Consider the following 23,006-nt stretch of genomic DNA (forward strand, 5'->3'; position numbering starts at 1 on the left):
CAGTAGTCGCAGTACGAACGAAGAAATTGGAGCAGCTCGATGAGCCGTGAAGACGTCCTGGTCTCGGCCGCTTGGTCCGAGGAGAACCTCAACGCGCCCGGCGTGGTGTTCGTGGAGGTGGACGAGGACACCAGCGCCTACGACGGGGGTCACATCCCGGGCGCGGTGAAGATCGACTGGAAGAACGAGCTCCAGGACCCGGTGCGGCGCGACTTCGTCGACCGCGAGGGCTTCGAGAAGCTGCTGTCCGCCAAGGGCATCTCCAACGACGACACGGTCATCCTCTACGGCGGCAACAACAACTGGTTCGCCGCCTACGCCTACTGGTACTTCAAGCTGTACGGCCACGACGCGGTGAAGCTGCTCGACGGCGGCCGCAAGAAGTGGGAGCTCGACGGCCGCCCGCTGGACAAGGAGCAGGTCGAGCGCGCGGCGACGACCTACACCGCCCAGGAGCAGAACCTGGCGATCCGGGCGTTCCGCGACGAGGTCGTGGACGCGATCGGCAACAAGAACCTGGTCGACGTGCGCTCGCCCGACGAGTTCTCCGGCAAGCTGCTCGCGCCCGCCCACCTGCCGCAGGAGCAGGCGCAGCGCGCCGGCCACATCCCGAGCGCGATCAACGTGCCGTGGAGCAAGGCGGCCAACGAGGACGGCACGTTCAAGTCGGACGAGGAGCTGGCCGAGATCTACGGCGAGGCCGGGTTCGACGGCTCGCGCAAGACGATCGCCTACTGCCGCATCGGCGAGCGCTCGTCGCACACGTGGTTCGCGCTGCACGAGCTGCTCGGCCACGAGGACGTGAAGAACTACGACGGTTCCTGGACCGAGTACGGCTCGCTGGTCGGCGTGCCGGTCGAGCTCGGCAGCGGCAAGGAGGCCTGATCATGAGTCTGGACGGTTGCGGCGCGCCCGAGCAGGGCGTGGACATCCAGGTCGGCGCGAACGAGGTCGTGCTGACCGGCAAGGTCCGGTCCGAGGGCACTCCGGTCGGCGGCGCGTTCGTGCGCCTGCTGGACGCCTCGGGCGAGTTCACCGCCGAGGTCGTGTCCTCGGCCGACGGCGACTTCCGGTTCTTCGCCGCGCCGGGCGCGTGGACCATCCGCGCGCTGCACCGGTCGGGCAACGGGCAGGCGTCGGTCAACGCGGAAGGGCCGGGCGTGCACCCGGTCGAGGTCGCGGTGGCCTGACCCAGGACCCAGAACACGGGCCCCGAAACACGGGGAGTGCACGGGCCCGTCCCGGCGCTACCCCTCGCCGACCCCGGTGGCGTTCGCCACCGGGGTCGGCGACTTCCGGGGCCGGGTGCCTAAACTGGGCGGGTGGAACACTTCTTCACAGGACTCCTGGTCCTCGTGTCCCTGCTGGTCGTGTGGTTCGCCGGGTACGTGGTGTACCGCCTGTTCTCCGACCAGCGGTGAGCGACAACGGGCCCGTTCCGGGCAGTGGTGACGCGGCCGTGCAGGCCGCCGCTTCGCGCGCGTCGGTGACCGGTGCGCGCAACCTGCCGCAGTTCGACGACCTGCCGATCCCGGCGGACACGGCGAACCTGCGCTCCGGTCCCTCGCTGCACGACGCCTGCCTGGCGCTGCTGCCGCTGGTCGGCGTGTGGCGCGGCGAGGGCGAGGTCGTGTACCCGACGATCGACGGCCCGTTCCGCTACGGGCAGCAGATCACGTTCGCGCACGACGGCCGGCCGTTCCTGTACTACGAGGCCCGCGCGTGGCTGCTGGACGAGAACGGCGGCGTGATCCGCCAGGCGGCCCGGGAGACCGGCTTCTGGCGCCCGCAGCCGGACGACACGATCGAGGTGCTGATCGCGCACAACACCGGGATCTCGGAGTTGTACATCGGCAAGCCGCGCAACCAGACGTCGTGGGAGCTCGCCACCGACGCGGTGGTCCGCACGGCGACGGCCAAGGACGTCACCGGCGCGCAGCGGCTGTACGGCATCGTCAACAACGGCGACCTGGCGTACGTGGAGGAGCGGGCCATGGTCGGCCAGCCACTCCAGCCGCACACCTCCGCGCACCTCAAGCGCATCGTGGGGTGACCGCGCTCGCCCTGGTCCACCCGGCCCGGGGTTCGGCAGGATTGGATTGTTGAACAATCCTCCCTTACCCTTGACCTCATGCAGCTGCGGCGTTGCGGCACGGACGGGGTGCTCGTCGAGGTCGACTCACTCGGCGAGGTGGAGGCCGTCCGAGCCGCCGTCGCCGCGGCCGACCTGCCGGACCTGGTCGAACTCGTCCCGGCCGCCCGCACCGTCCTGGTGGTGGCGGGTTCCGGCACGTTGCGCGCCGTCCGCGACCTCCTGACCACCGCCGACCTGGCGCACCACCCCGGGGTCGACGGCGACGAGATCGTCATCGAGGTCCACTACGACGGCCCCGACCTGGACCTGGTCGCCGAGACCGCGGGCCTGACCACCGCCGAGGTGGTCGACCTGCACACCGGCGCCGACTACCGGGTCGCCTTCTGCGGTTTCGCCCCCGGCTTCGCCTACCTGACCGGCCTGCCCGAACCGCTGCGCCAACCCCGCCTCGACTCGCCCCGCACCAGCGTCCCGGCGGGCTCGGTGGGCGTCGCGGGCGAGTTCACCGCCGCCTACCCCCGCGCCACCCCCGGCGGCTGGCGGCTGATCGGCCGCACCGACGCGCCGCTGTTCGACCCGCGCCGCACCGCACCGGCCCTGCTCGCACCCGGCGACCGCGTCCGCTTCGAGGCCGTCCGATGACCCCCCGACCCGCGAGAGCCCAACCCCCGACCCGCGAGAGTCCTACGCCCAGAGCCCGAGAGTCCTACGTCCAGGACCCCCGAGTTCACCACTCGCGCACCCTCACCGTGCTGCGCACCGGCCCGCAGGCCCTGGTCCAGGACCTCGGCCGGCCGGGCAACGCGCACCTCGGCGTCCCGCCCTCCGGCGCCCTGGACGCCCCCTCGCTCAAGCTGGCCAACCGCCTGGTCGGCAACCCCGAGCACGCCGCCGGCCTGGAAGTGCTCCTCGGCGGCCTGTCCTTGCGCGCCAACGCCTCCTGCACCGTCGCCGTCACCGGCCCGTGGACCCCGACGCTGGTCAACGGCGTCCTGCGCGACTCCCCGCTGCACCTGGCCGCCGGCGATACGCTCACGCTCGGCGCACCGACCGGTGGCCTCCGGTCCTACGTCTCGGTCTCCGGCGGCATCACGGTCCCCACCGACCTCGGCAGCCGGTCGACCGACCTGCTCTCCGGCCTCGGTCCCGCCCCGCTGCGCCCCGACGACGAACTCCCCCTCGGCGACCCGACCGGCGTGCCGGTGGGCGTGGACGTGCTGGTCGGCGTGCGAGTGCCGGACGACCTGGTCGTGCCCGTGCTGCTCGGCCCGCGCGACGACTGGTTCGACGACCCGGCGCGCCGACTGCGCGACGGCCGCTGGACGGTGTCCGACCGGAGCAACCGGGTCGGCATCCGCCTCACCGGCACCGCCCTCGACCGGACCGCGTGCCGAGCCGGGCAGGAGTTGCCGAGCGAAGGCCTGGTCACCGGCTCGGTGCAGGTCCCGGCCGACGGACGGCCCGTCGTCTTCCTCGCCGACCACCCGACGACCGGCGGTTACCCGGTGATCGGCGTGGTCGCGCCGCACGTGCTCCCGCTGCTCGGGCAGGCCAGGCCCGGCACGCGGCTGCGCTTCGCGCCCCAGAACTGACGCCACAGAGCTGACCACCCACGCGCACGGGGCTGAACGGACGCAATTGGTCTAGACCCATTGTCAACGCCGGCCGCACGACCTACGTTCGGAGGCGTTCAGCAGCGCAAGACCGGCACCACAGGCCGCCGTGGTTCTCGACTGTTCCCTGTCAATCGAGAGGCACACCCTGATGCGCCGACCAGCCATCGCGCTCGTGGCCTTCCTCCTGGCCACCGCAGCGCTGTCCGCACCGGCCGCCGCCGCCACCGGCCTCACCGCCACCTTCAGCAGAACGGGCACCGCGGCCAAGTTCGTGGTCGCCAACCCCACCACCGCCGCCATCTCCGGTTGGTCGATCAAGTTCGACCTGCCCGCCGGCGTCACCGTCAGCGGCGCGCAGCACGCCACCACCACCCAGACCGGCACGCGGGTGACCCTGACGCCCGCGTTCTACATCGGCACCGTCCAGGCGGGCCGCGACACCGACCCGTACAGCCCGACGTTCACCCTCAGCCAGGCCGTCGACCCGACCACCTGCACGGTCAACGGCGCGAACTGCGACGGCAGCGGCCCACCGCCACCACCGCCCGCGCCGACCACGGCCGACTTCAGCCTGACCGGCTCGACCGGCAAGTTCGTCGTCAACAACAACACCGACGCCGTGCTCGCCGACTGGTCGATCACCTTCACCCTGCCCGCCGGCGTCACGGCGAGCGGCGCGCAGCACGCCACGATCGGCCAGACCGGCAACACCGTCACGCTCAACCCGGTGCACTACAACCGGAGCGTGGGAGCACGGCGTTCCACCGAGCCGTACAGCCCCACGTTCACGCTGAGCTCCGCCGCCGAACCGGTCACCTGCCGGGTGAACAACGCCAACTGCGACGGCACACCGGACACGCCACCCACCCCGCCGGCCGCCCTGCACTCGCCGGTGAAGACCACCCGGACCGTCTCGCTGGCGTGGACCGCCTCCACCCCCGGCTCGCTGCCGATCGCCGGGTACGAGGTCTACCACGGCGCGAACCACGCCACCACGGTCACGTCGACCAGCGCCACCGTCACCGGCCTCACCCCGAACACCGCGTACAGCTTCACGGTGAAGGCCAAGGACACCAAGGGCACGTTGTCGACCGCGTCCAACGCGGTGGCGGTGACCACCAACAACCCGGCCGACGACACCCAACCGCCGACCGCGCCGACGAACCTGCGCAGCACCGCCAAGGACGCCGGCAGCGTCACGCTGAGCTGGAACGCGTCCACCGACAACCGCGGCGTGGCCAACTACGACGTCTACCAGGGCACCGCGGTGAAGGCCACCGTCACCGGCACGACCGCGAAGGTGGACGGCCTGTCCCCGTCGACCGCCTACACCTTCACCGTCCGCGCCCGCGACCTGCACGACAACGTGTCACCCGCGAGCAACGCGATCACCGTGTCCACTTCGGACATCGTGGGCGGGTACGCGCGGGTCGGCTACTTCGTGCAGTGGGGCATCTACGGCCGCCAGTACTTCGTGAAGAACCTGGACACCAGCGGCACGGCGGCCAGGCTGACGCACCTGAACTACGCGTTCGGCAACATCGACCCGGTCAACCTGACCTGCCTGCACGGCGTCACCAAGGGCACCTCGCCCGATCCACAGGATCCAAACCAGGGCGACGGCGCGGGTGACGCGGAGGCCGACTACGGCAGGCCGTTCAGCGCGGCGCAGTCCGTCGACGGCGTCGGCGACACCGGCTGGGAGCCGTTGCGCGGCAACTACAACCAGCTGCGCAAGCTCAAGGCTAAGCACCCGCACCTGAGGATCCTGATCTCGCTGGGCGGGTGGACCTACTCGAAGTACTTCTCCGACGTCGCGGCCACGGACGCGGCGCGCAAGAAGTTCGTCAGGTCCTGCCTGGACACCTACATCAAGGGCAACCTGCCGGTGTACAACGCGGCGGGCGGTCCCGGCGCGGCGGCGGGCATCTTCGACGGCATCGACCTCGACTGGGAGTGGCCGGGCGCGGAGGGTCACGCGGGCAACCACGTCGGGCCGGACGACAAGCAGAACAACACCCTGCTGATCGACGAGTTCCGCCGGCAGCTGGACGAGCTGGGCGGGCAGACCGGCAAGCGCTACGACCTGACCGCGTTCACCCCGGCCGACCCGGCGAAGATCGAGGCCGGGTGGGACCTGCCGCGGGTGGCGAAGTCCCTGGACATCTTCAACGTGCAGGGTTACGACTTCCACGGCGCGGGCAGCGACAACTCGTGGGAGCCCGGCCGGACCGGCCACCAGGGCAACCTGCACGCCGACGTGGACGACCCGTACCCGTTCCACTTCAGCGTGGAGAACGCGGTGGACGCCTACACGTCGGCCGGCGTGCACCCGCGCAAGATCACCGTCGGGTTGGCGTTCTACGGCCGCGGCTGGCAGGGCGTGCAGGCCGGCGGGCGCAACGGCGAGTGGCAGTCGGCGACGGGCGCCGCGCCGGGGCAGTTCGCCGAGGAGGCCGGCACGCGCGGGTACTCGAACCTGCTGGCGAGCGTGCCGGGCTGCGCGGTCCACCACGACGAGGCGGCGATCGCCACGTCCTGCTTCACCGGCAACGGCGGGCAGTGGTGGACGTTCGACGACGTGTGGGCGATCCAGCGCAAGACCGCGTGGCTCAAGCAGCGCGGCCTGCTCGGGGCGATGATCTGGGAGATGTCCGGCGACACCGCGTCGGGCACCCTGATCAACGCCGTGGACGCCGGCCTGAGGTGATCGAGGGCGGTCCTCGGGGCGGAGGAGGCCCCGAGGACCGCTACCTCGCAGAACTCAGTACTCCGACTCGTAGAGGTCGGCCAGTTCGGCGTGCAGCCCGGTGGAGTCGGCCAGGGTCTTGCCGTCCAACGTGTGCAAGCGGGTGATCTTGCGGACGCTCGACGCCAGGAACAGGCCGTCCGCCGAGTACAGCTCGTCCACCGCGATCGGCCGCACCTCGACCGTCCAGCCCGCGCGCTCGGCGGCCCGGAACAGCGCGGCCTGCGTGGTGCCGGGCAGGATGCCCAGCTCGGCCGGCGGCGTGGTCAACGTCCGGCCGCGGGCCATGAGCAGCGTGGACGTGGGGCCCTCCAGCACCGAGCCGGACGACGTGGTGAACACCACCTCGGCCGCGCCACGCCGTTCGGCCTCACGGATCGCGGCCATGTTCACCGCGTACGAGAGCGACTTGGCACCCAGCAGCAGCCACGGCGCGCGCTCCATCAGACCGGGCTCGACGCCCCGGTCGAGGGTCACCGCGGCGAGGCCCTCGGCCCGCTGGGCCATCACCTTCGGCGCGATGTCCATGCCCAGGGCGAACCCGGTCGGCGTGCCGTCGCCGCCCTCGACACCGCGCGTGTAGACCAGCTTCAGCGCGATCTCCGCGCCACCGGTCCAGTTGTCCAGCACGAGGCCGACGGCGCGCTCGAACGCCGCCCGGTCGGGCTCGGGCAGGTCGAGCATGGCCGCCGACCGGGCCAGCCGGTCCAGGTGCGGGCCGAGCTCCCGCGGCTTGCCGTCGACGACGAGGATGGTCTCGAAGACGCCGTCGCCGCGCAGCAGGCCGTAGTCGTCCACCCGGATCAACGGGGCGTCGGGGTCGGCGAGCGTTCCGTCCAGTAGTACGAGCACACGCATACCGTGAGACTACTCACGGCCTACCATCGGATCCGTGGACACCGCCGGCGCTCCGAAAGCCCTGCGCAAGACGCTGCACGAACGCGGCATGCGGATGACACCCCAGCGCCAGCTCGTGCTGGACGCGGTGCGCGAGCTGGGGCACGCCACGCCGGAGCAGATCTGCCAGCGCGTGCAGGTCACCGCGCCCACGGTGAACATCACCACCGTCTACCGCACGCTGGACCTGCTGGACCGGCTCGGCCTGGTCCGGCACACGCACCTCGGGCACGGCGCGCCGAACTACTCGGTCGACGCGCACGAGCACGTGCACCTGGTGTGCCACCGCTGCGGCCGGGTGGACGAGGTGCCGTGCGAGCTGCTCTCGCCGCTCGGGGGAACACTGCGGGACAGGTACGGGTTCGAACTTGATGCGAGCCACCTCGCGCTGTCCGGCACGTGCCGCGAGTGCCTGACCCAGAACGCCCCCGAGGAGTCCGAGTGAACTCACCGCTGTTGACCGCCCCCGGCGCGATCGCCCCGTTCGAGGGCGTTCCCGACCAGGGCGTGCCGTGGCACTTCGGCGACCCGTTCGCCGAGCAACGCGCGGCGGCGCGGTCGGTGGCGGTGTTCGACCGGTCGAACCGGGCCGTGCTCGCGGTGCCCGGCGACGACCGGTTGACCTGGCTGCACTCGCTGACCAGCCAGCACTTCACCGCGATCGGCGAGGGCCAGGGCACCGAGGCGCTGATCCTGGACGTCCAGGGCCGGGTCGAGCACCACGTGGTGGTGGCGAACGTCGGCGGTGTCGTCTACCTCGACACCGAGGCGTCCCGGGCGGCCGAGCTGCTGGCCTACCTGACCAGGATGGTCTTCTGGTCCAAGGTCGAGCCGCGCGACGCCACGCCCGAGCTGGCGGTGCTGACCGTCGTCGGCCCGGAGGTCGCCGGGTTGTTCACCGGGCTGGACCTGCCGCTGCCCGCCGGCCCGCACGGCGTGGTCGCGCTGGAGGGTGGCTTCGCCCGCCGCACGACGTGGCCGGGCCAGGACGCGGTCGACCTGGTGGTCCCGCGCGGCGACATCGCCGACTGGTGGGCCAGGCTCACCGGCGCGGGCGCCCGCCCGGCCGGCAGCTGGGCGTTCGAGGCGCTGCGGGTGGAGTCCCTGCACCCCCGGCTCGGCGTGGACACCGACGAGAGGACCATCCCGCACGAGGTGAACTGGATCGGCGACGCCGTCCACCTGGACAAGGGCTGCTACCGGGGCCAGGAGACGGTCTCGAAGGTGCACAACGTCGGCCGCCCGCCGCGCCGGATGCTGCTGCTTCACCTGGACGGGTCACGCGAGGTGCAGCCGGAGACCGGCGACCCGGTGCTGGTGGACGACCGCGTGGTCGGCCGGGTCGGCAGCGTGGCGCTGCACCACGAGCTGGGCACGATCGTGTTGGCGCTGGTCAAGCGGTCGGTCTCGCCGGAGACGGAGCTGCTGGTCGGCGCGGAGGACCGCCGCGTGCAGGCCAGCGTCGACCCGGACTCGGTGCCGCCGGACACCCCCGGCCTGGGCCGCGAGGCGGCGCGCAACCTCGGCCGCTGATCATCCGGACCGGAAAACCGGACACCGCGCCTGCCTGCGGTTCCGGGTCCTGGGGGCACCGCTGAGTCGCTGGTCCGAACGGGTTCTGTGCCAGGATCACGGCATGTCCCGACCCGGATCCCACGGCACGCTGCTCACCGTCGCTCCCACCGGGGCCGAGCACGCGAAGGCCGACGTCCCCAACCTGCCGGTCACGGTGGAGGAACTGGTCCGCACCGCGCAGGCGTGCGAGCAGGTCGGCGCCGCGATGGTGCACGTGCACATCCGCGGCGCGGACACCAGGCCGACGTTGGACCTCGGTCGGCTCAGGGAGACCGTCGCCGCGCTGCGCGAGCACACGAACCTGATCGTGCAGCTGTCCACGGGTGGCGCGGTGACCGACCCGGAGGCCGACCGGCTGCGGGTGCTCGACGCCCTGCCCGACTCGGCGTCCTGCACCATGGGCACGGTGAACTTCGGCGACGACGTGTTCCTGAACCGCTGGGAGTTCGTCGTCGCGCTGCACAAGGGGATGCGGGAGCGGGGCATCGTCCCCGAGTACGAGATCTTCGACATCGGCCAGCTGGCGTCGTTGCGGCGGCTGCTGGACCAGCACGGGCTGCCCGCGGGCGGCAAGGTGCACGTCGACCTGGTGATGGGCGTGCCGGGAGGCATGCCGGGCGACGCGGAAACGCTGGTGGCGGCGTTGCGGCTGCTGCCGGAGGGCGCGTCGTTCTCGGCCACGGGCATCGGGCGGACCACGCTGCCGGTGATGCTGACGGCGTTGGCCGCCGGCGGTCACCTGCGCGTGGGCATGGAGGACACCATCACGTACGCGAAGGGCCAGCCGGTCCGGGACAACGCCCAACTGGTCGCCCGTGCGGCGGGACTGGCGAAGATCGCGCAGCGGCCGCCGCTGTCGCCCGCGGACGCACGTGCACTTCTCGGCGTGCGCAGTCCGGTACAGGTTTGAGACAACTTTGGAAGCAGGTTTGTGTTGGCGGGTGGACACGAACTACCTCAGGATGAGTACGTGATCGAGGTGCGTCCCGGCGGGCGCCGCCGTATCGACCGGGTGCTCGCCCCCGACTACGCGGAGGGGGTCGAGCGGCTCCCGCTCGCCGAGGTGCGCGCGTTGCGCGACGAGGCGGCGCAGGAGGAGACGGACCTGTCGTACCTGCGGCGACTGCTGCACGCGCGGATCGACATCGTGCGGGCCGAGCAGGAACGGCGGACGTCGGGCGGTTCGGCGGTGGTCGACCAGCTGGCGACCATCCTCGCGTCGAACGCCGTGGGGCCGGCCACCGGTCTCGGGCGGTACCAGACGCAGGAGCCCTCACGGGCCGAGGCGCACCGGCGGCACGTCGAGGCGCTGGTCTCCGACGTCGATTTGTCGGACGTGAGCGCGCTCTCGGACGACAAGCTGAACCTGGCCCTGCGGGTGTTCATCGGCGAAGAGGCCTCGGTCTCGTCACGGCGGCGCGAGGTGCAGGCCGTGGTCGACCTCCTCAACGCCGAGATCGCCGGGCGGTACCAGAGCGGCAGCGCCTCGGTGGACGAGCTGCTGGCCGCGGAACGGGGTTGGCCGGCCAACCCCGGCCGCACCAAGGAGTAGCCGCGCCGGGCCGTACCACATGGTAAGACCGCACTCCCGCCATCTGAACGGGCCGCCTAACGTGGCCGGTTGATGGCACACCAACGGTCCGCGGCGCCCGGGTACAGGTGGGTGGTGCTCGCGGTCGGTGCGGTCGCGCAGGGCACCAACGCCGCGGTGTTCCTCGGCCTGCCCGCGATCACCCCGCAGCTGCGCGCGCACTTCGGGCTGTCCCTCCCGCAGGTCGGGATGCTGCTCGGCGCCGTCAACCTGGGCACGATGCTCGCCCTCGTGCCGTGGGGCGCGGCGGCCGACCGGCGCGGTGAGCGGCTGGTGATGGCCGTGGGCGGGTTCGGCGCGGCCGGCTGCCTGGCGCTGGCCGCGTTCGACGGGCCCGTGGCGGCCGGGTTGGCGCTGGTCGGCGTGGGGTTGTTCGGCGCGAGCGTGAACGCGGCCAGCGGCCGTGCGGTGCTGACCTGGTTCCCCGCCGAACGGCGCGGGTTCGCCATGGGCCTGCGGCAGACCGCCACCCCGCTCGGCGCGGCCGCGGCCGCCGCGGTGCTGCCGGTGGTCGCGCTGCGGGCCGGGGTGCCGGTGGCGTTCCTCGCGCTGGCGGGCTTCACCGGGTTCGTCGCGGTCGCGGTGGCGCTGTGGGTCCGCGAACCGCCGTGGGCGGTGCGGTCGGGCCGGGGTCGGCACGGTGTCGTGCTCAAGGACCCGAACCTCATCCGCCTCAGCACGGCGAGCGGCCTGTTGGTGGTGCCGCAGTTCACCGCCGCCGCGCTGATGGTCGAACTGCTGCACGACCACCGCGGCGTGGCCGTCGGGCTGGCCGCCGGGTTGTTCGCCGCCGCGCAGGTCACCGGTGGTGTCGGCCGGCTGGTCGTCGGGGTGTGGTCGGACCGGTCGACCACCCGGGTCCGGCCGTTGCAGGTGCTCAGCGTGTTGATCGCGGTCGGGTTCGTGCTCTGCGCGGCCCTCGACCGGGCGCCGGTGTGGGTGCTGGCCGCCGTGCTCGTCCCCACGGCCGCGCTCGCGCTGTGCTGGAACGGGATCGCCATCACGGCCGCGGGCGAGCTGGCGCCGCCCGGGAGGACCGGGATCGCGCTCGGCATGCAGAACACCGCCAACTACCTCAGCGCCACCATCACGCCACCGCTGGCCGGCTGGGTCGCGGTGGGCATCGGGTGGCCCGCCGCCCTGCTCATGGCCGCGGCGGCGGCCGCGGCCGCCCGCGCGCTGCTATCCGTGCCGTTCGTGGCGCGCGAGCTCGCCCCAGAACTCCCGTAGCTTCTCGTACCGGAGCGCGACCTCCTCGGCGTCACCGGTCTCCAGCGCGTCCACGATCGCGTTCACGTCCGCGGCCGAGCTGTCTTCGAGCAGGTCCGGGTCGTCGATGAGCTGCACCAGGCCGCCGTAGTCGAGCTCGACCGCCGAGTCCGGCGCGAAGTGGTCGAGCCAGCGCCCGGTGTCCGCGAGGACCTTGGCCGGACCCGCCTCGCCCAGCGAACCCGCCACCACGCGGTGCGCCCGCGCCACCCGCTCGCGGGCGTCCGCCATGGACACCCGCCACGACACCTGGCGCTCCGGGTCGCCCTTCGGGGCGAGCACGACCCGCCGCGCCTGCGGCTCGACCAGGGCGAACCACGGCAGCGGCACGGTCCAGGTGGTCGAGATGACGTGCACCGCGCCACCGGTCAGCTCGGCCATCACCGCCGACGCCCGGGCCCGGATCGTCTCCGGCTCGACCGCCACCGCCTCCTCGCGCAGCGGGCCGGTGGCCGTGGCCAGGAACCCGACCAGCGCGGCGGCCGACCGGGCGCGCAGGTCGAGCGGGCAGACCAGCGGGCCGGGACCGACCTCCCCCGGCACCTCGGCGGGGCTGATGGTCATCACGTCGAACGGCGCGTCGGGCGAGACGCGGCCGTCCGACCGCTCACCGGGCAGGAGGCGGCGCGGCCGGGCCAGCTGTGATCGCAACCACAGCTCCCGTTCGCGCGCGCCGACGTCCGCACGGCTCAACGCCCCGTTCTCCAGGGCTTTCCGCACCTGATCCGCCAACGGTGCGTCAAGAGCCGACAGCGGTTCGTACACCCTGAGGTAGGCGACGAACGGTCGAGGCACCCGCGCATCCTCCCACGGTGAGATTTGGCGGTACGTGTCACGCCTACCGCGTCGCGGGGAACCCCTTCGACACGGTACGGTAGTTACCAGGAACTAGTTGTCGAGACGAGTGGGGCCGCCGTTCCCCCGGCCGCCCCCGTCCCTGTGCGAGGGGGTCGAGCCATGGGGCGCGGCCGAGCGAAGGCCAAGCAGACCAAGGTGGCGCGGGAGCTCAAATACAGCTCTCACAACATCGACGTCGACGCCTTGCAACGCGAGCTGTCCGGCGGTGAGTCCGCTGGTGTTCGTCGAAGCGAAGAACGCTTCGACGAGCCGTCGGACGACGATTACGACGACTACCGTCGCTGAGACACACCAACACCCGCTGCTGAGGTTGGGCTGCCGGTCCTCCAGACCGGCAGCCCGACCTTTGCGGCGGGCACCTAGAACGCCCTGGCGTACTGCCTCGGCGGGTCGACCTGCACCCCCAGCTGGCGTGCCGCGTGCAGCGGCCAGTACGGGTCGCGCAGGAACTCCCGGCCGAGCAGCACCAGGTCGGCCGATCCGTCGGCGAGGACCTGTTCGGCCTGCCGGGCATCGGTGATCATGCCGACCGCCCCGGTGGGCACGTCGGCCTTCCGCCGCACGGTCTCGGCGAACGGCACCTGGTAGCCGGGGCCGGTCGGGATGTCCGCCGCGGGCACGTTGCCGCCGGTGGACACGTCGACCACGTCGGCACCCAGGGCCGCGAGGTCGCGTGCCAGCTCGACGCTGTCCTGCGCGGTCCAGCCGCCCTCGACCCAGTCGGTGGCGGAGATGCGCACGAACACCGGTACGTCCTCGCCCACCGCCGCCCGGACGGCGGCGGTCACCTCGCGCACCAGCCTGGTGCGGTTCTCCGGGGAGCCGCCGTAGGCGTCGGTGCGGTGGTTGCTCAGCGGCGACAGGAACTCGTGCAGGAGGTAGCCGTGCGCGGCGTGCACCTCGACCACCCGGAAGCCGGCCGCCAGCGCGCGCCGGGCGGCCGCGGCGAAGTCGGCGACCACCCGCGCGATCTCCTCGCCGGTCAGCTCGGCGGGCACCCGGTAGCTCTCGTCGAACGGCACGGCGCTGGGCGCGACCGGCGTCCAGCCGCCGTCGGCGTCCGCGACCCCACCGCGTCGGGACGCAAACGGCGGGTGGGTCGAGCCCTTGCGCCCGGCGTGGGCCAGCTGCACGCCGGCCACGGCGCCGTTGGCGTGGATGAAGTCCACCACCGGCCGCCAGGAGGCGATGTGCGCGTCGTCCCACAGGCCGGTGTCGGCGGGCGAGATGCGCCCGACCGCCTGCACCGCGGTCGCCTCGGCGAGCACCAGGCCCGCGCCGCCGACCGCACGCGAGCCGAGGTGCACCAGGTGCCACTCGTTCGGGTGGCCGTCGCGCGCCGAGTACTGGCACATGGGGCTGACCGCGATGCGGTTGGGCAGCGTGACGGTGCGGAGGGTCAGCGGGCTGAACAGCTGGCTCACGTGCGGCTCCTGGAGACGTCCGGGCCCGACAGCGGCCCGCCGGCGGGTCAACCCGTGCAAGTCCACCGGATCGGCCCCTTGTTCCCCGCTGTGGCGCCCGTCCCACCTCGCCGGAGCTGCGCAATTCCATTCGATTCGGTATTGCGCCCGCATTCCCAGGTGATCTTCAATGGGGGTCGCCGGACAAAACGCCGAACAAGAGGACGCCAGTTACGCCCATTCGGGTGTACTGTCCGCAGCACGTTCGGGGAGACCATCACTTGCCGCCCGACGCAGGTCGGCCCATTCGAAGTCCCGCCGGTCACGACAGTAACAGGATCCACATGCTGCCCATGCCGACCACGATGACGCAGGATCCAGGGTGGCCCAGCAACAGCCTCCTGGGTCGCCTCCGAGACAACACCCGACAAGAACTGCTGAACATCGGCACGGTCGTGCGGTACACGGCCGACCGAGAGGTCATCGAACAGGACGCGAAAGACACTCACGTCCTGCTGCTGCTCGACGGTGTGGTCAAGGTGCAGACCACCGACGAGACGGGTGACACGGCGCTGCTCGCGATCAGAGTCGCGGGCGACCTGGTCGGCGAGATGGCGGCGCTGGACCAGAAGCCCAGGTCGGCCACGGTCGTCACGTGCGGTGACGTGGTCGCCAAGCTGATCACCAGCGGTGAGCTGATGAGCTTCCTGCACCGGCGCAACGACGTGTTCGTGGAATTGATCGGGATGATCAGCGACCGGCTCCGGTGGGCGAACCAGCGCCGACGGGATTTCCTGTCCCACCCGGCCGCCGAACGGGTGGCCAGGGTGCTGGCCGAATTGGTGCAGACCTACGGGCGCGAAGAGGCGCACGGGTGGACGTTGGGAATTCCGCTGACGAAGGTGGAACTCGCCTCGATCGCCGGCATGAAGCCCAGAACGGCCGAGAAGGCGTTCTCCGATCTGCGCAAAGCGGGGGTGGTGGTCAGTCACCTGAGGCGCGACGTGCTGGTACCCGATCTGGCGGGGCTGCGTAAATTCGCGGGCTTCTGACGCGAGACCGCATTTCTGCGGTATTCGCGCCGATGCAGTAGTCCACAGTGACTCTGCGCAGTCGTGTGTCCGCAGTGCGTCAGCACCCGTCGAAAGGCCGAGCCCATGAGCTTCCAGCGCAGTCTGCTGGTGTGTTGTGACCTGAAGAGCTACGGGTCGGCCGACGACCTGCTCCAACGCGACCTGCAGGAGCTGCTGGTGCGCAGCCTGGACCGGGCGGGGCAGGCCGCCGGTCTCGACCGCTCGGCGTGGCGGCGGCAGGCCAAGGGCGACGAGGAGTGGGCGGTGCTGCCCGCCACGACGCCGGAGGGCGACGTGGTGGACCGGTACGTCCGCGCGCTCGACGCCGAGCTGGCCGCCACCAACCGGTTCCGGGTGCCGGAGGCCAGGCTGCGGCTGCGACTGGCGATCCACTTCGGCACCACGGTCGAGGGCGCCAACGGCTACCCCGGCCAGGACGCGGTGCTGGTCAGCAGGCTGCTCGACAGCGCGGCCGCGCACGCCGCGCTGGAGCAGTCGCCGGCCGACCTCGTGGTGGTGCTGTCCGAGACGCTGTTCACCTCGCTGGTCGCGGCCCGGTACACCACGCTGCGGCCGGAGGACTTCCGACGCGTGGACGTGCGGGTGAAGACCTTCAGCGGCCACGGGTGGATGTGGCTGCCGAGCGGGAACGTGCACGAACTGGTGCTGGACGACGGGGCCGCCTCCGGCACCGCGCCCGGGATCACGCTCGACGCGGACGCGGTCGCGCCGGTCGTGGGCGGGCCGGTCGCGGGCGGGCCTCCCTCGGTCAACCAGAGCGCGGTGGCCACCGGCGGGTCCACGGTGGTCCAGGCCGGTCACGACGCGCACGTGTCGACCCAGCAGGCCGACGTGATCCAGCACTTCGACCGCAACGACCAGCGGGGCTCGCACTTCGGCCCGGTCTACCGCAAGGACACCGACGAAAGGGCATGAGGTGCGTGAGGAACCGCTGAGACTCCTGGCCGGCGCGACGGCCGGCGCGCTGGCGACGGTCGTGGACACCGAGCAGTGGCCCGACCTGCGCACGCGGGTGGCCGCGATCCTCGCGCCGGACCTGGTCGACCTGGTCAGCGCCCGGATGGACGAGGCGCGCCGCAGGCTCGTCGCGGTGCCGCGGGTGCGGCTGGAACTGGCGCGCGCCGAGTTCACCACCGAGTGGCGCGGTTCGATCCACACCATGCTGTGGGAACGCCCCGAGGCCGCCGGCCCCCTGCGCGCGGTGCTGCACGACGTGAGCCCCGCCCTGCCGCGGGTGGTCGGTGATTTCGCGGCCGGCGCCGGCACCCGGTGTTGATCGGCGATTCGGGGAACTCGGCGGTCACAGGTAGCGAATTTGTTTCGCCTTTCCGGTGGCCACTTCGTCGCGCGCCGCGGTGATGTCCGGGCGGTGCGCGACTTCCGGCACGCCGATTTCCCACCACGCGCCCGCTTCGGTCCAGGAGGACGGGTGGGTGCGAATCACGACCACGGCCGGGCGGTGTTCGGTTTTCGCGACCGAACGGGCTTTGCGGTAGGCGTCGCGCAGGCCGTCGAGGTCGTCCACCGGGAACGCCGCACACCCCATCGCGGCGGCGTGTGCGGCGAAATCGGTGCGCGGCGGCCGGGCGTGCGCGGTGCGGACGTCGGTGTAGAGGTTGTTGAAGCCGGCGCCGCCCTGACCGGTCTGGAGGCGGTGGATCACGGCGTACCCGTCGTTGTCGCACACCACGGCCACGAAACCGTGCCCGGCGAACGCCGCCGAGAACAGCTCCGAGTTGAGCATCAAATAGGAGCCGTCACCCAGGAGCGTGGTCACCACGCCGTCGGGCCGGGCGATCGCCGCGCCCCACGCGCCGGCCAGCTCGTAGCCCATGCAGGAGAAGCCGTACTCGACGTCCATGGTCGCCTCACCGACCGCGCGCCAGCCGCCGATCAGCTCGCCGGGCAGGCCGCCCGAGGCGGTCAGCACGTAGTCCTCCGGCGTCGACTCCTCGTTCACCACGCCCACGACCTGCGCATACGTCGGCGTGCCACCGGGGGCGCGCAACCCGTCGACGTGCGCGTCCCACTTCCGGCGCTCGTCGGCCGCGCGTGCGGCCCAGGTCGGGTCGGCCCGCCAGTCGCCGAGGTCGTCGGTGAGTTCGCGCAGGCCCTCGTCGGCGTCGGCGACCAGGGCGAGCGCGCCGTGCTTCACCGCGTCGAACCGGGCGGCGTTGAGGGAGACGAGCCGGACGTCGGGCGCGAACACGGTCCACGACGCGGTGGTGAAGTCCTGCAGGCGCGTGCCGACGGCCAGCACCACGTCGGCGTCGGCGGCCAGGGCGTTGGCCGAGGTCGAGCCGGTGATGCCGAGCGGACCGGCGTGCAGGGGGTGGTCGTGCGGGACGAGGGTGCGACCGGCGGTCGTCTCGGCGATCGGGAGCGCGTGCCGCTCGGCGAAGCGGATCGCCCGGCCCGCGGCGCGGGAGTAGCGGACGCCGCCGCCGAGGACCAGCAGCGGTCGGCGGGCCGCGCGGATCGTCGCGGCGGCTTCGTCGAGGTCACGCGTGTCCGGGCGGGGGCGCGACGGGCGGTGCATGACCGGGGTGAACAGGGCGTCCGGGAAGTCGAACGACTCGGCCTGCACGTCCTGCGGCAGGGCGAGCACGACGGGGCCGCAGTCGGCCGGGTCGGTCAGCACCCGCGCCACCTGGGGCAGGGTGTTGAGCAGCTGCTCGGGCCGGGTGATCCGGTCGAAGAGGCGGCTGACCGCGCGGAACGCGTCGTTGACCGTGGTCGTCGGGTCGCCGAAGTGCTCGACCTGCTGCAACACCGGGTCCGGCGCGCGGCTGGTGAACGTGTCGCCGGGCAGCAGGAGCAGCGGCAGGCGGTTGGCGTGGGCGACGCCCGCGGCGGTGACCATGTTCAGCGCGCCGGGGCCGATGGAGGAGGTGGCGACGCCGACCTGGCGGCGGTGGGTGGCCTTGGCGACGCCGACCGCGGCCAGCGCCATGCCCTGCTCGTTGTGACCGCGCCAGACCGGCAGGTCCGCGCGTGCTTCTTCGAGGGCGTTGCCGAGGCCGAGCACGTTGCCGTGGCCGAAGATCGCGAACACGCCGGGGAACAGCGGTGCCCGCGTGCCGTCGGACAGCTCGGTGCGTTGCGCGAGGAGCCAGCGGACCAGTGCCTGTGCGGTGGTGAGCCTCATCCGACCCGTCCTTCGGCGGTGGTGACCGGGCAGCGGGGGTCGGGTTCCAGGCTCGCCCAGGTGTCCCGGACCCAGGTGTGCGCGGGGTCGTCGCAGAACGCCATGGAGCGTTCGGTGTTCGGGCCGGCCAGCACGTTCAGGTAGTACATCGGGTAGCCGGGCGCGGCGACGCACGGGCCGTGGTAGCCGCGGGGGATGAGGAAGACGTCGCCGTCGCGGACCACGACGTCCTCGTCGATGGTGTCGGTGTCGGTGTCGCCGTCGCCGGTGTAGGTGCGGTGGAAGCCGAACCCGTCACGCGACGGGGTGATCTTGTCGCGGCCGGCGATGCGGAAGTAGTAGATCTCCTCGTTGACGACGTCGCACGTGTGGTCGTGCTTGTGCGGCGGGTAGGACGACCAGTTGCCGTCGGGGGTGATCAGCTCGCAGGCGATGAGCTTGTCGGCGTGGTCCCAGACGCCGGGCACGCCGAAGTTGGTGACCTGGCGGGTGGCGTTGCCCGCGCCCCTGACCTCGACCGGGACGTCCTCGGCCGGGCCGTACCGGGGGGTGAGCCGGCGGTCGCAGCGGGCCATCGGCAGCGCCACCTCGACGCCGTCCTTCGTGGACAGGCGCACCTCGGCGTCCCGCGGCACGTAGGCGAAGTCGGTCACCCGGGTGAAGACGGAGTCCCGCCCCCGCAGCTCGAACCGCTCCCCGGCCACCTCGACCACGCACCCGCCGGAGAGCGGAAGCACGAACGCCTCGTAGTCACCGGTCTCGAACGTGGTCGTCCCGCCGGGGTGCAGCAACAGGACGCGCAACCCGGCGTGATCCCACCCGGCGGTGTCGGCGGTGAGCTCGACGGCGTTCTCGCCGTGCGACAACGTGCCCAGCGGACGGTGCAGGCTCATCCCGCCCCTCCCCTTCTCATGCGCGGGCCCCTTCTCATGCGCCGACCCCTTCGCTCGCGGACTCCCGGGCCATGCGCAGCACCCGCGCCGCGGCTTCGACCGCGGCGGCCACGTCACCGTCCGGCGGGTAGAGCAGGGCGCGCCCGACGACCAACCCGCGCACCGTCGGGTGCTGCAGGGAGCGGCCCCATGAGGCCAGGTCGTCGCTCAGCCGCGCGGACGGCACGCCACCGAGCACGAGCGCGGGCAACGTCGTCGCGCCCAACACCTCGTCGGGCGACGGCGGCAGCTTGAGCCAGGTGAACGCCGACGTCGCGCCCAACCCGGCCGCGACGCTCGCGGCCCGCGCCAGCGCTGCGGCGTCGGTCTGCAGCACCAGCTCACCCGCCGCGTTCCGGGCGTAGGGCAGCGGCTCGACCATCGCCATCAGGCTGCGGTCGGCCAACGCCGACACCGCCGCGGCGCAGCTCTCCAGCGTCGGCGCGGTGCCCGCGTCGGAGTCGACCAGCCGCAGCAGCATCTTGCCGCCGTCCAGCCCGTTGCCCGCGATGGACGTGGGGTCGTAGGCGGTGAACCGATCGTCGATCTCCCAGGCCGCGCCCGCCAGGCCGCCGCGGTTCATGGAGCCGATGACGACCCTGTCGTGCAGGCCGTCGAGCAGCAGCAGCTCCTCGATCACGTCCGGCGTGCCGAGCACCCCGTCCACCGCCGGGTTCGCCAGTGCCGTGAGCAGCCGGTCCAGCAGCGCGCGGCGGTCGGCCATGGCCAACGGGTCGCCGCCGACGCCGAGTGCGCCGCGGGCCGGGTGGTCGGCCGCCACCAGGAACAGGGTGCCCCAGCCGGACAGCAGTTGGGTCCGCCGCCGGCGCGCCTGGTAGGCCCGGCGGATGGCGGCCGGGTCGGTCGCCCTGGTCTCCAGCAACCCCCACCACTGCTCGTCGGTGATCAACCGGCACCTCCCGCACGGCTGCGTGCACGGGACGGTGGGGTCGTCACCCGGAGGATCGGTCGATCTCGGCGTGGGTGCGCCCGTCGCGGCGTTGTCACAGGTGGTCCTCGATCTCGGTGGGTGTCGGCATGGCGTCGGCGCAGGCCAGTCGGCCCGCCACGAGGGCGCCGGCGACGCTCGCGTAACGGGCGGTCCGCCCCGGTTCCCAGCCCGCCAGCAGGCCGTGGGCCAGTGCCCCGCCGAACGCGTCACCGGCACCGAGGCCGCAGACGACGTCCACCGGGTGCGGTGGGATGGACCACGAGCCCGCGGCGGTCGCGAACAGGACGCCCTCACCGCCCTTCTTCACCACGGCCAACTCGACGCCGCGGCCCAGCAGGCGAGCCGCGGCCTCCTCCGGGTCCGCCGTGCCCACCGCCACCTCGACCTCCGCCCGGTTGCCCACGGCCACCGTCACGTGGTCGAGCATCCAGGCGATCTCCCGGCGCGCGGTCGGCACGTCGGGCCAGAACATCGGCCGGTAGTCGAGGTCCAGGACGGTGTGCGTGCGGCGGGCCCGGTGTTCCAGGATCCGCCGTTGGGTGGCACGGGCGGGCATCGCGGAGACACCCGTCCCGGTGACCCACAGCAGCGGCACGTCGGCCACCAGGTCCCACGGCACGTCCTGCTCGGTGAGCGCCAGGTCCGGCGCGAGGGGCGCGCGGTAGAACAGCAGCGGTGGGTCCTCGGGTGGGTCGAGGGCGCAGAACACCACGGGCGTCCGGAGGTCCGGCGCGGTGCCCACGTAGGACGACGACACGCCGAAGGACTCCAGCGCGGAGCGGACGTACGGGCCGAAGCCGTCCGGACCGACCTTCGTCAGCACCGCGGCGGAACGGCCCAGGCGCGCCGCGGCCACGGCCACGTTCGTCGCCGTGCCGCCGAGCGACTTGGCGAACGTCCGCACCTCCGCCAACGGCACGCCGCTCTGCTCGGGGTAGAGGTCGACCCCGACCCGGCCGACGGTGAGCACCTCGACCGTCATCCGTCGACACCCCGCAGTTCGTGGGCCAGCGCGTCCAGCTCCACCCCGCCGGCCATCTGCCGGGTCAGCTCCTCCAGGCCGATCTCCGACTTCCGGTAGGCCCCCAACGCCCGTCCGCGCTTGAGCAGCAGGAACCGGTCGCCGACCGGGTAGGCGTGGTGCGGGTTGTGGGTGATCAGCACGACACCCAGGCCGCGGTCGCGCGCCTGCGCCACGTACTTCAGCACCACACCGGCCTGCTTGACCCCGAGCGCCGCCGTCGGCTCGTCCAGGATCAGCACCTTCGCCCCGAAGTGCACGGCCCGCGCGATCGCCACGCACTGCCGCTCGCCGCCGGACAGCGTGCCCACGGGCTGCTCCACGTCCCGCAGGTCGATGCCCATCTCGGCCAACGCGCGCCGCGTCACCTCCCGGGCCCGCCGCCGGTCCAGGAAGCGGAACGGGCCGAACCCGACGGTCGGCTCCGAGCCGAGGAAGAAGTTGCGCCACACGCTCATCAGCGGCACCACGGCCAGGTCCTGGTAGACGGTGGCGATGCCCAGGTCGAGGGCTTCGCGCGGCGACGAGAACCGGACCGGCGAGCCGTCCACCAGGTACTCGCCGGAGTCGTGCTGGTGCACGCCCGCCAGGACCTTGATCAACGTGGACTTGCCCGCGCCGTTGTCGCCGAGCACGCACGTCACCTCGCCGGCGTCGACCGAGGTCGAGACGTCGTTCAGCGCGATCACGCTGCCGTGGGTCTTGCCGATCCCGCGGACCTCCAGCAGGGTCCGACCTGTCGGGAGGCTCATCGCCGCACCCTCTCCGCCCGCCGCCGCAACGCGTTGTTGACCAGCACGGCGGCCAGCAGCATCACGCCGAGGAACAGCTGGAACCAGTCCGAGTTCCAGTTCGCGTAGACGATGCCCTGCCGGGCCATGCCGAAGATGAGCGCGCCGATCGCGGCACCGACCGCCGAGCCGAACCCGCCGGTCAGCAGGCACCCGCCGATCACCGCGGCGATGATGAACTGGAACTCCAGCCCGATGCCCTGGTTGGCCTGCACGCTGGTGAACCGCAGGATGTTGATCGACCCGACCAGCCACGCCGCGCCCGCCGTGGTCATGAACAGCAGGACCTTGGTACGCACCACGGGCACGCCGACGGCGCGCGAGGACAGCGCCGACCCGCCGACCGCGTAGATCCAGTTCCCGAACCGCGTGCGCACCAGCACGAGGGCCGCCACGACCGTGACCAGGATCCACCACGCGATCGACACGTAGAACGTCGCGCCGCCGAGGGTGAACGTCGAGGCGAACAGGAACCCGGCCGACGGGTAGCCCTCGGCGGACCGCATGCCCGACACCTGCACGGTGCCGGTCACCAGCCTGGTCACGCCGAGGTTCAGGCCCTGCAACGCCAGGAACGTGCCCAGCGTGACGATGAAGCTGGGCAGCCCGGTGCGCAGCACCAGCCACCCGTTCAGCGCGCCGACCGCCAGTGCGAACACCAGCGACGCGAGCAGCGCGAGCCACACGTTCCAGCCGAGCCGGGTGGCCAGGACGGCCGTGACCAGCGCGGTGGAGGCGGTCATCACGCCGGCGGACAGGTCGAACTCGCCGCCGATCATGAGCAGCGCCACCGCGACGGCCATGATGCCGAGCGTGGACGCGTCGTCCAGCCAGGTCGCCACACCGCCCGTGCTGAGGAACCGCTCGGTCACCGCGGCGAAGAACACGAAGACCAGCAACGCGCCGAGCAGCGCGCCGATCTCGGGTCGGAGCACGAGCCGGTCGACCAGCCGAGCCGAGCCGACCCGCTCGTCCGGTGGTGCGGCCGAAGGCGCTGTGGTCACGGAGGTTCCTC

24 protein-coding genes are annotated in these 23,006 nt (G+C 72.4%); 15 read left to right on the forward strand and 9 right to left on the reverse strand.

What is annotated here, in order from left to right; translation table 11 throughout:
• The first annotated feature begins 39 nt into the window (after positions 1-39).
• The 6 genes from ACYVLT_RS29445 to ACYVLT_RS29470 all read left to right on the forward strand — a co-directional run bounded on the left by ACYVLT_RS29445 (position 40) and on the right by ACYVLT_RS29470 (position 6,421).
• Positions 40-885: a sulfurtransferase gene (locus ACYVLT_RS29445; RefSeq protein ID WP_461123424.1), complete on the forward strand. Its 846-nt coding sequence runs from the start codon at positions 40-42 to the stop codon at positions 883-885.
• 2 nt (positions 886-887) lie between these two features.
• A complete protein-coding gene (locus ACYVLT_RS29450) occupies positions 888-1,190 on the forward strand; it encodes a DUF1416 domain-containing protein (RefSeq protein WP_461123425.1) in 303 nt (100 codons plus the stop codon).
• 227 nt (positions 1,191-1,417) lie between these two features.
• Complete coding sequence (locus ACYVLT_RS29455; protein ID WP_461123426.1) at positions 1,418-2,053, forward strand: heme-binding beta-barrel domain-containing protein; 636 nt, start codon at positions 1,418-1,420, stop codon at positions 2,051-2,053.
• A 78-nt stretch (positions 2,054-2,131) separates the two neighbouring features.
• A complete protein-coding gene (gene pxpB, locus ACYVLT_RS29460; protein WP_461123427.1) occupies positions 2,132-2,737 on the forward strand; it encodes a 5-oxoprolinase subunit PxpB in 606 nt (201 codons plus the stop codon).
• Between the two features lie 107 nt (positions 2,738-2,844).
• Positions 2,845-3,687, forward strand: coding sequence for a 5-oxoprolinase subunit C family protein (locus ACYVLT_RS29465; RefSeq protein WP_461123428.1), 843 nt, complete (start codon positions 2,845-2,847; stop codon positions 3,685-3,687).
• Positions 3,688-3,859: 172 nt separating this feature from the next.
• Positions 3,860-6,421 (forward strand): glycosyl hydrolase family 18 protein, encoded by a 2,562-nt coding sequence (locus ACYVLT_RS29470; protein ID WP_461123429.1) that lies wholly within the window; start codon positions 3,860-3,862, stop codon positions 6,419-6,421.
• 54 nt (positions 6,422-6,475) lie between these two features.
• On the opposite strand, the gene ACYVLT_RS29475 is transcribed toward ACYVLT_RS29470, so the two are convergent.
• On the reverse strand, positions 6,476-7,318 hold the full coding sequence (locus tag ACYVLT_RS29475; RefSeq protein WP_461123430.1) for an aminodeoxychorismate lyase: 843 nt from the start codon (positions 7,316-7,318) through the stop codon (positions 6,476-6,478).
• A 34-nt stretch (positions 7,319-7,352) separates the two neighbouring features.
• On the opposite strand from ACYVLT_RS29475, the gene ACYVLT_RS29480 reads away from it, so the two are divergent.
• From ACYVLT_RS29480 to ACYVLT_RS29500, 5 genes are all read left to right on the forward strand, one after another.
• The gene (locus ACYVLT_RS29480; RefSeq protein ID WP_461123431.1) at positions 7,353-7,802 is read left to right on the forward strand and encodes a Fur family transcriptional regulator; all 450 of its coding nucleotides are present in this window, start codon (positions 7,353-7,355) and stop codon (positions 7,800-7,802) included.
• Entirely contained in the window at positions 7,799-8,890 is a 1,092-nt protein-coding gene (gene ygfZ, locus ACYVLT_RS29485) for a CAF17-like 4Fe-4S cluster assembly/insertion protein YgfZ (protein ID WP_461123432.1), read from the forward strand. Before ACYVLT_RS29480 ends, ygfZ begins: the two co-directional genes overlap by 4 nt.
• Positions 8,891-8,993: 103 nt before the next feature.
• Positions 8,994-9,842: a beta-keto acid cleavage family enzyme gene (locus ACYVLT_RS29490; RefSeq protein ID WP_461123433.1), complete on the forward strand. Its 849-nt coding sequence runs from the start codon at positions 8,994-8,996 to the stop codon at positions 9,840-9,842.
• Between the two features lie 60 nt (positions 9,843-9,902).
• A complete protein-coding gene (locus ACYVLT_RS29495; protein WP_461123434.1) occupies positions 9,903-10,484 on the forward strand; it encodes an RsiG family protein in 582 nt (193 codons plus the stop codon).
• A 72-nt stretch (positions 10,485-10,556) separates the two neighbouring features.
• Positions 10,557-11,753 (forward strand): MFS transporter, encoded by a 1,197-nt coding sequence (locus ACYVLT_RS29500; RefSeq protein ID WP_461123435.1) that lies wholly within the window; start codon positions 10,557-10,559, stop codon positions 11,751-11,753.
• On the opposite strand, the gene ACYVLT_RS29505 is transcribed toward ACYVLT_RS29500, so the two are convergent.
• Positions 11,706-12,587 (reverse strand): hypothetical protein, encoded by an 882-nt coding sequence (locus tag ACYVLT_RS29505; RefSeq protein WP_461123436.1) that lies wholly within the window; start codon positions 12,585-12,587, stop codon positions 11,706-11,708. The two genes, ACYVLT_RS29500 and ACYVLT_RS29505, sit on opposite strands and share 48 nt — an antisense overlap.
• A 162-nt stretch (positions 12,588-12,749) precedes the next feature.
• Here ACYVLT_RS29505 and ACYVLT_RS29510 point away from each other — a divergent pair, with 162 nt between their 5' ends.
• Entirely contained in the window at positions 12,750-12,935 is a 186-nt protein-coding gene (locus ACYVLT_RS29510) for a DUF3073 domain-containing protein (protein WP_461123437.1), read from the forward strand.
• A 74-nt stretch (positions 12,936-13,009) separates the two neighbouring features.
• Here the strand turns inward: ACYVLT_RS29510 and ACYVLT_RS29515 are convergent, their stop codons facing one another.
• Positions 13,010-14,074, reverse strand: a complete 1,065-nt coding sequence (locus tag ACYVLT_RS29515) for an NADH:flavin oxidoreductase/NADH oxidase (protein WP_461123438.1) — start codon at positions 14,072-14,074, stop codon at positions 13,010-13,012.
• Positions 14,075-14,418: 344 nt separating this feature from the next.
• On the opposite strand from ACYVLT_RS29515, the gene ACYVLT_RS29520 reads away from it, so the two are divergent.
• The 3 genes from ACYVLT_RS29520 (at position 14,419) to ACYVLT_RS29530 (ending at position 16,423) form a co-directional block, all read left to right on the forward strand.
• Positions 14,419-15,105 (forward strand): Crp/Fnr family transcriptional regulator, encoded by a 687-nt coding sequence (locus ACYVLT_RS29520; RefSeq protein ID WP_461123439.1) that lies wholly within the window; start codon positions 14,419-14,421, stop codon positions 15,103-15,105.
• A gap of 105 nt (positions 15,106-15,210) precedes the next feature.
• Positions 15,211-16,062, forward strand: a complete 852-nt coding sequence (locus ACYVLT_RS29525) for a hypothetical protein (protein ID WP_461123440.1) — start codon at positions 15,211-15,213, stop codon at positions 16,060-16,062.
• Position 16,063: 1 nt separating this feature from the next.
• Positions 16,064-16,423, forward strand: coding sequence for a hypothetical protein (locus tag ACYVLT_RS29530; protein WP_461123441.1), 360 nt, complete (start codon positions 16,064-16,066; stop codon positions 16,421-16,423).
• A gap of 24 nt (positions 16,424-16,447) precedes the next feature.
• Here the strand turns inward: ACYVLT_RS29530 and iolD are convergent, their stop codons facing one another.
• The 6 genes from iolD to ACYVLT_RS29560 form a co-directional block, all read right to left on the reverse strand.
• Positions 16,448-18,295 (reverse strand): 3D-(3,5/4)-trihydroxycyclohexane-1,2-dione acylhydrolase (decyclizing), encoded by a 1,848-nt coding sequence (iolD, locus tag ACYVLT_RS29535; RefSeq protein WP_461123442.1) that lies wholly within the window; start codon positions 18,293-18,295, stop codon positions 16,448-16,450.
• A complete protein-coding gene (gene iolB, locus ACYVLT_RS29540; protein ID WP_461123443.1) occupies positions 18,292-19,188 on the reverse strand; it encodes a 5-deoxy-glucuronate isomerase in 897 nt (298 codons plus the stop codon). The genes iolD and iolB overlap by 4 nt, the downstream gene beginning before the upstream one ends.
• A 34-nt stretch (positions 19,189-19,222) precedes the next feature.
• The gene (locus tag ACYVLT_RS29545; RefSeq protein ID WP_461123444.1) at positions 19,223-20,137 is read right to left on the reverse strand and encodes a Cgl0159 family (beta/alpha)8-fold protein; all 915 of its coding nucleotides are present in this window, start codon (positions 20,135-20,137) and stop codon (positions 19,223-19,225) included.
• 94 nt (positions 20,138-20,231) lie between these two features.
• On the reverse strand, positions 20,232-21,161 hold the full coding sequence (iolC, locus tag ACYVLT_RS29550; protein WP_461123445.1) for a 5-dehydro-2-deoxygluconokinase: 930 nt from the start codon (positions 21,159-21,161) through the stop codon (positions 20,232-20,234).
• Positions 21,158-21,952, reverse strand: a complete 795-nt coding sequence (locus ACYVLT_RS29555; protein WP_461123446.1) for an ATP-binding cassette domain-containing protein — start codon at positions 21,950-21,952, stop codon at positions 21,158-21,160. Before ACYVLT_RS29555 ends, iolC begins: the two co-directional genes overlap by 4 nt.
• Positions 21,949-22,995, reverse strand: a complete 1,047-nt coding sequence (locus ACYVLT_RS29560) for an ABC transporter permease (RefSeq protein ID WP_461123447.1) — start codon at positions 22,993-22,995, stop codon at positions 21,949-21,951. Before ACYVLT_RS29560 ends, ACYVLT_RS29555 begins: the two co-directional genes overlap by 4 nt.
• Positions 22,996-23,006: the final 11 nt, after the last annotated feature.

Source organism: Saccharothrix stipae, from assembly GCF_054781895.1.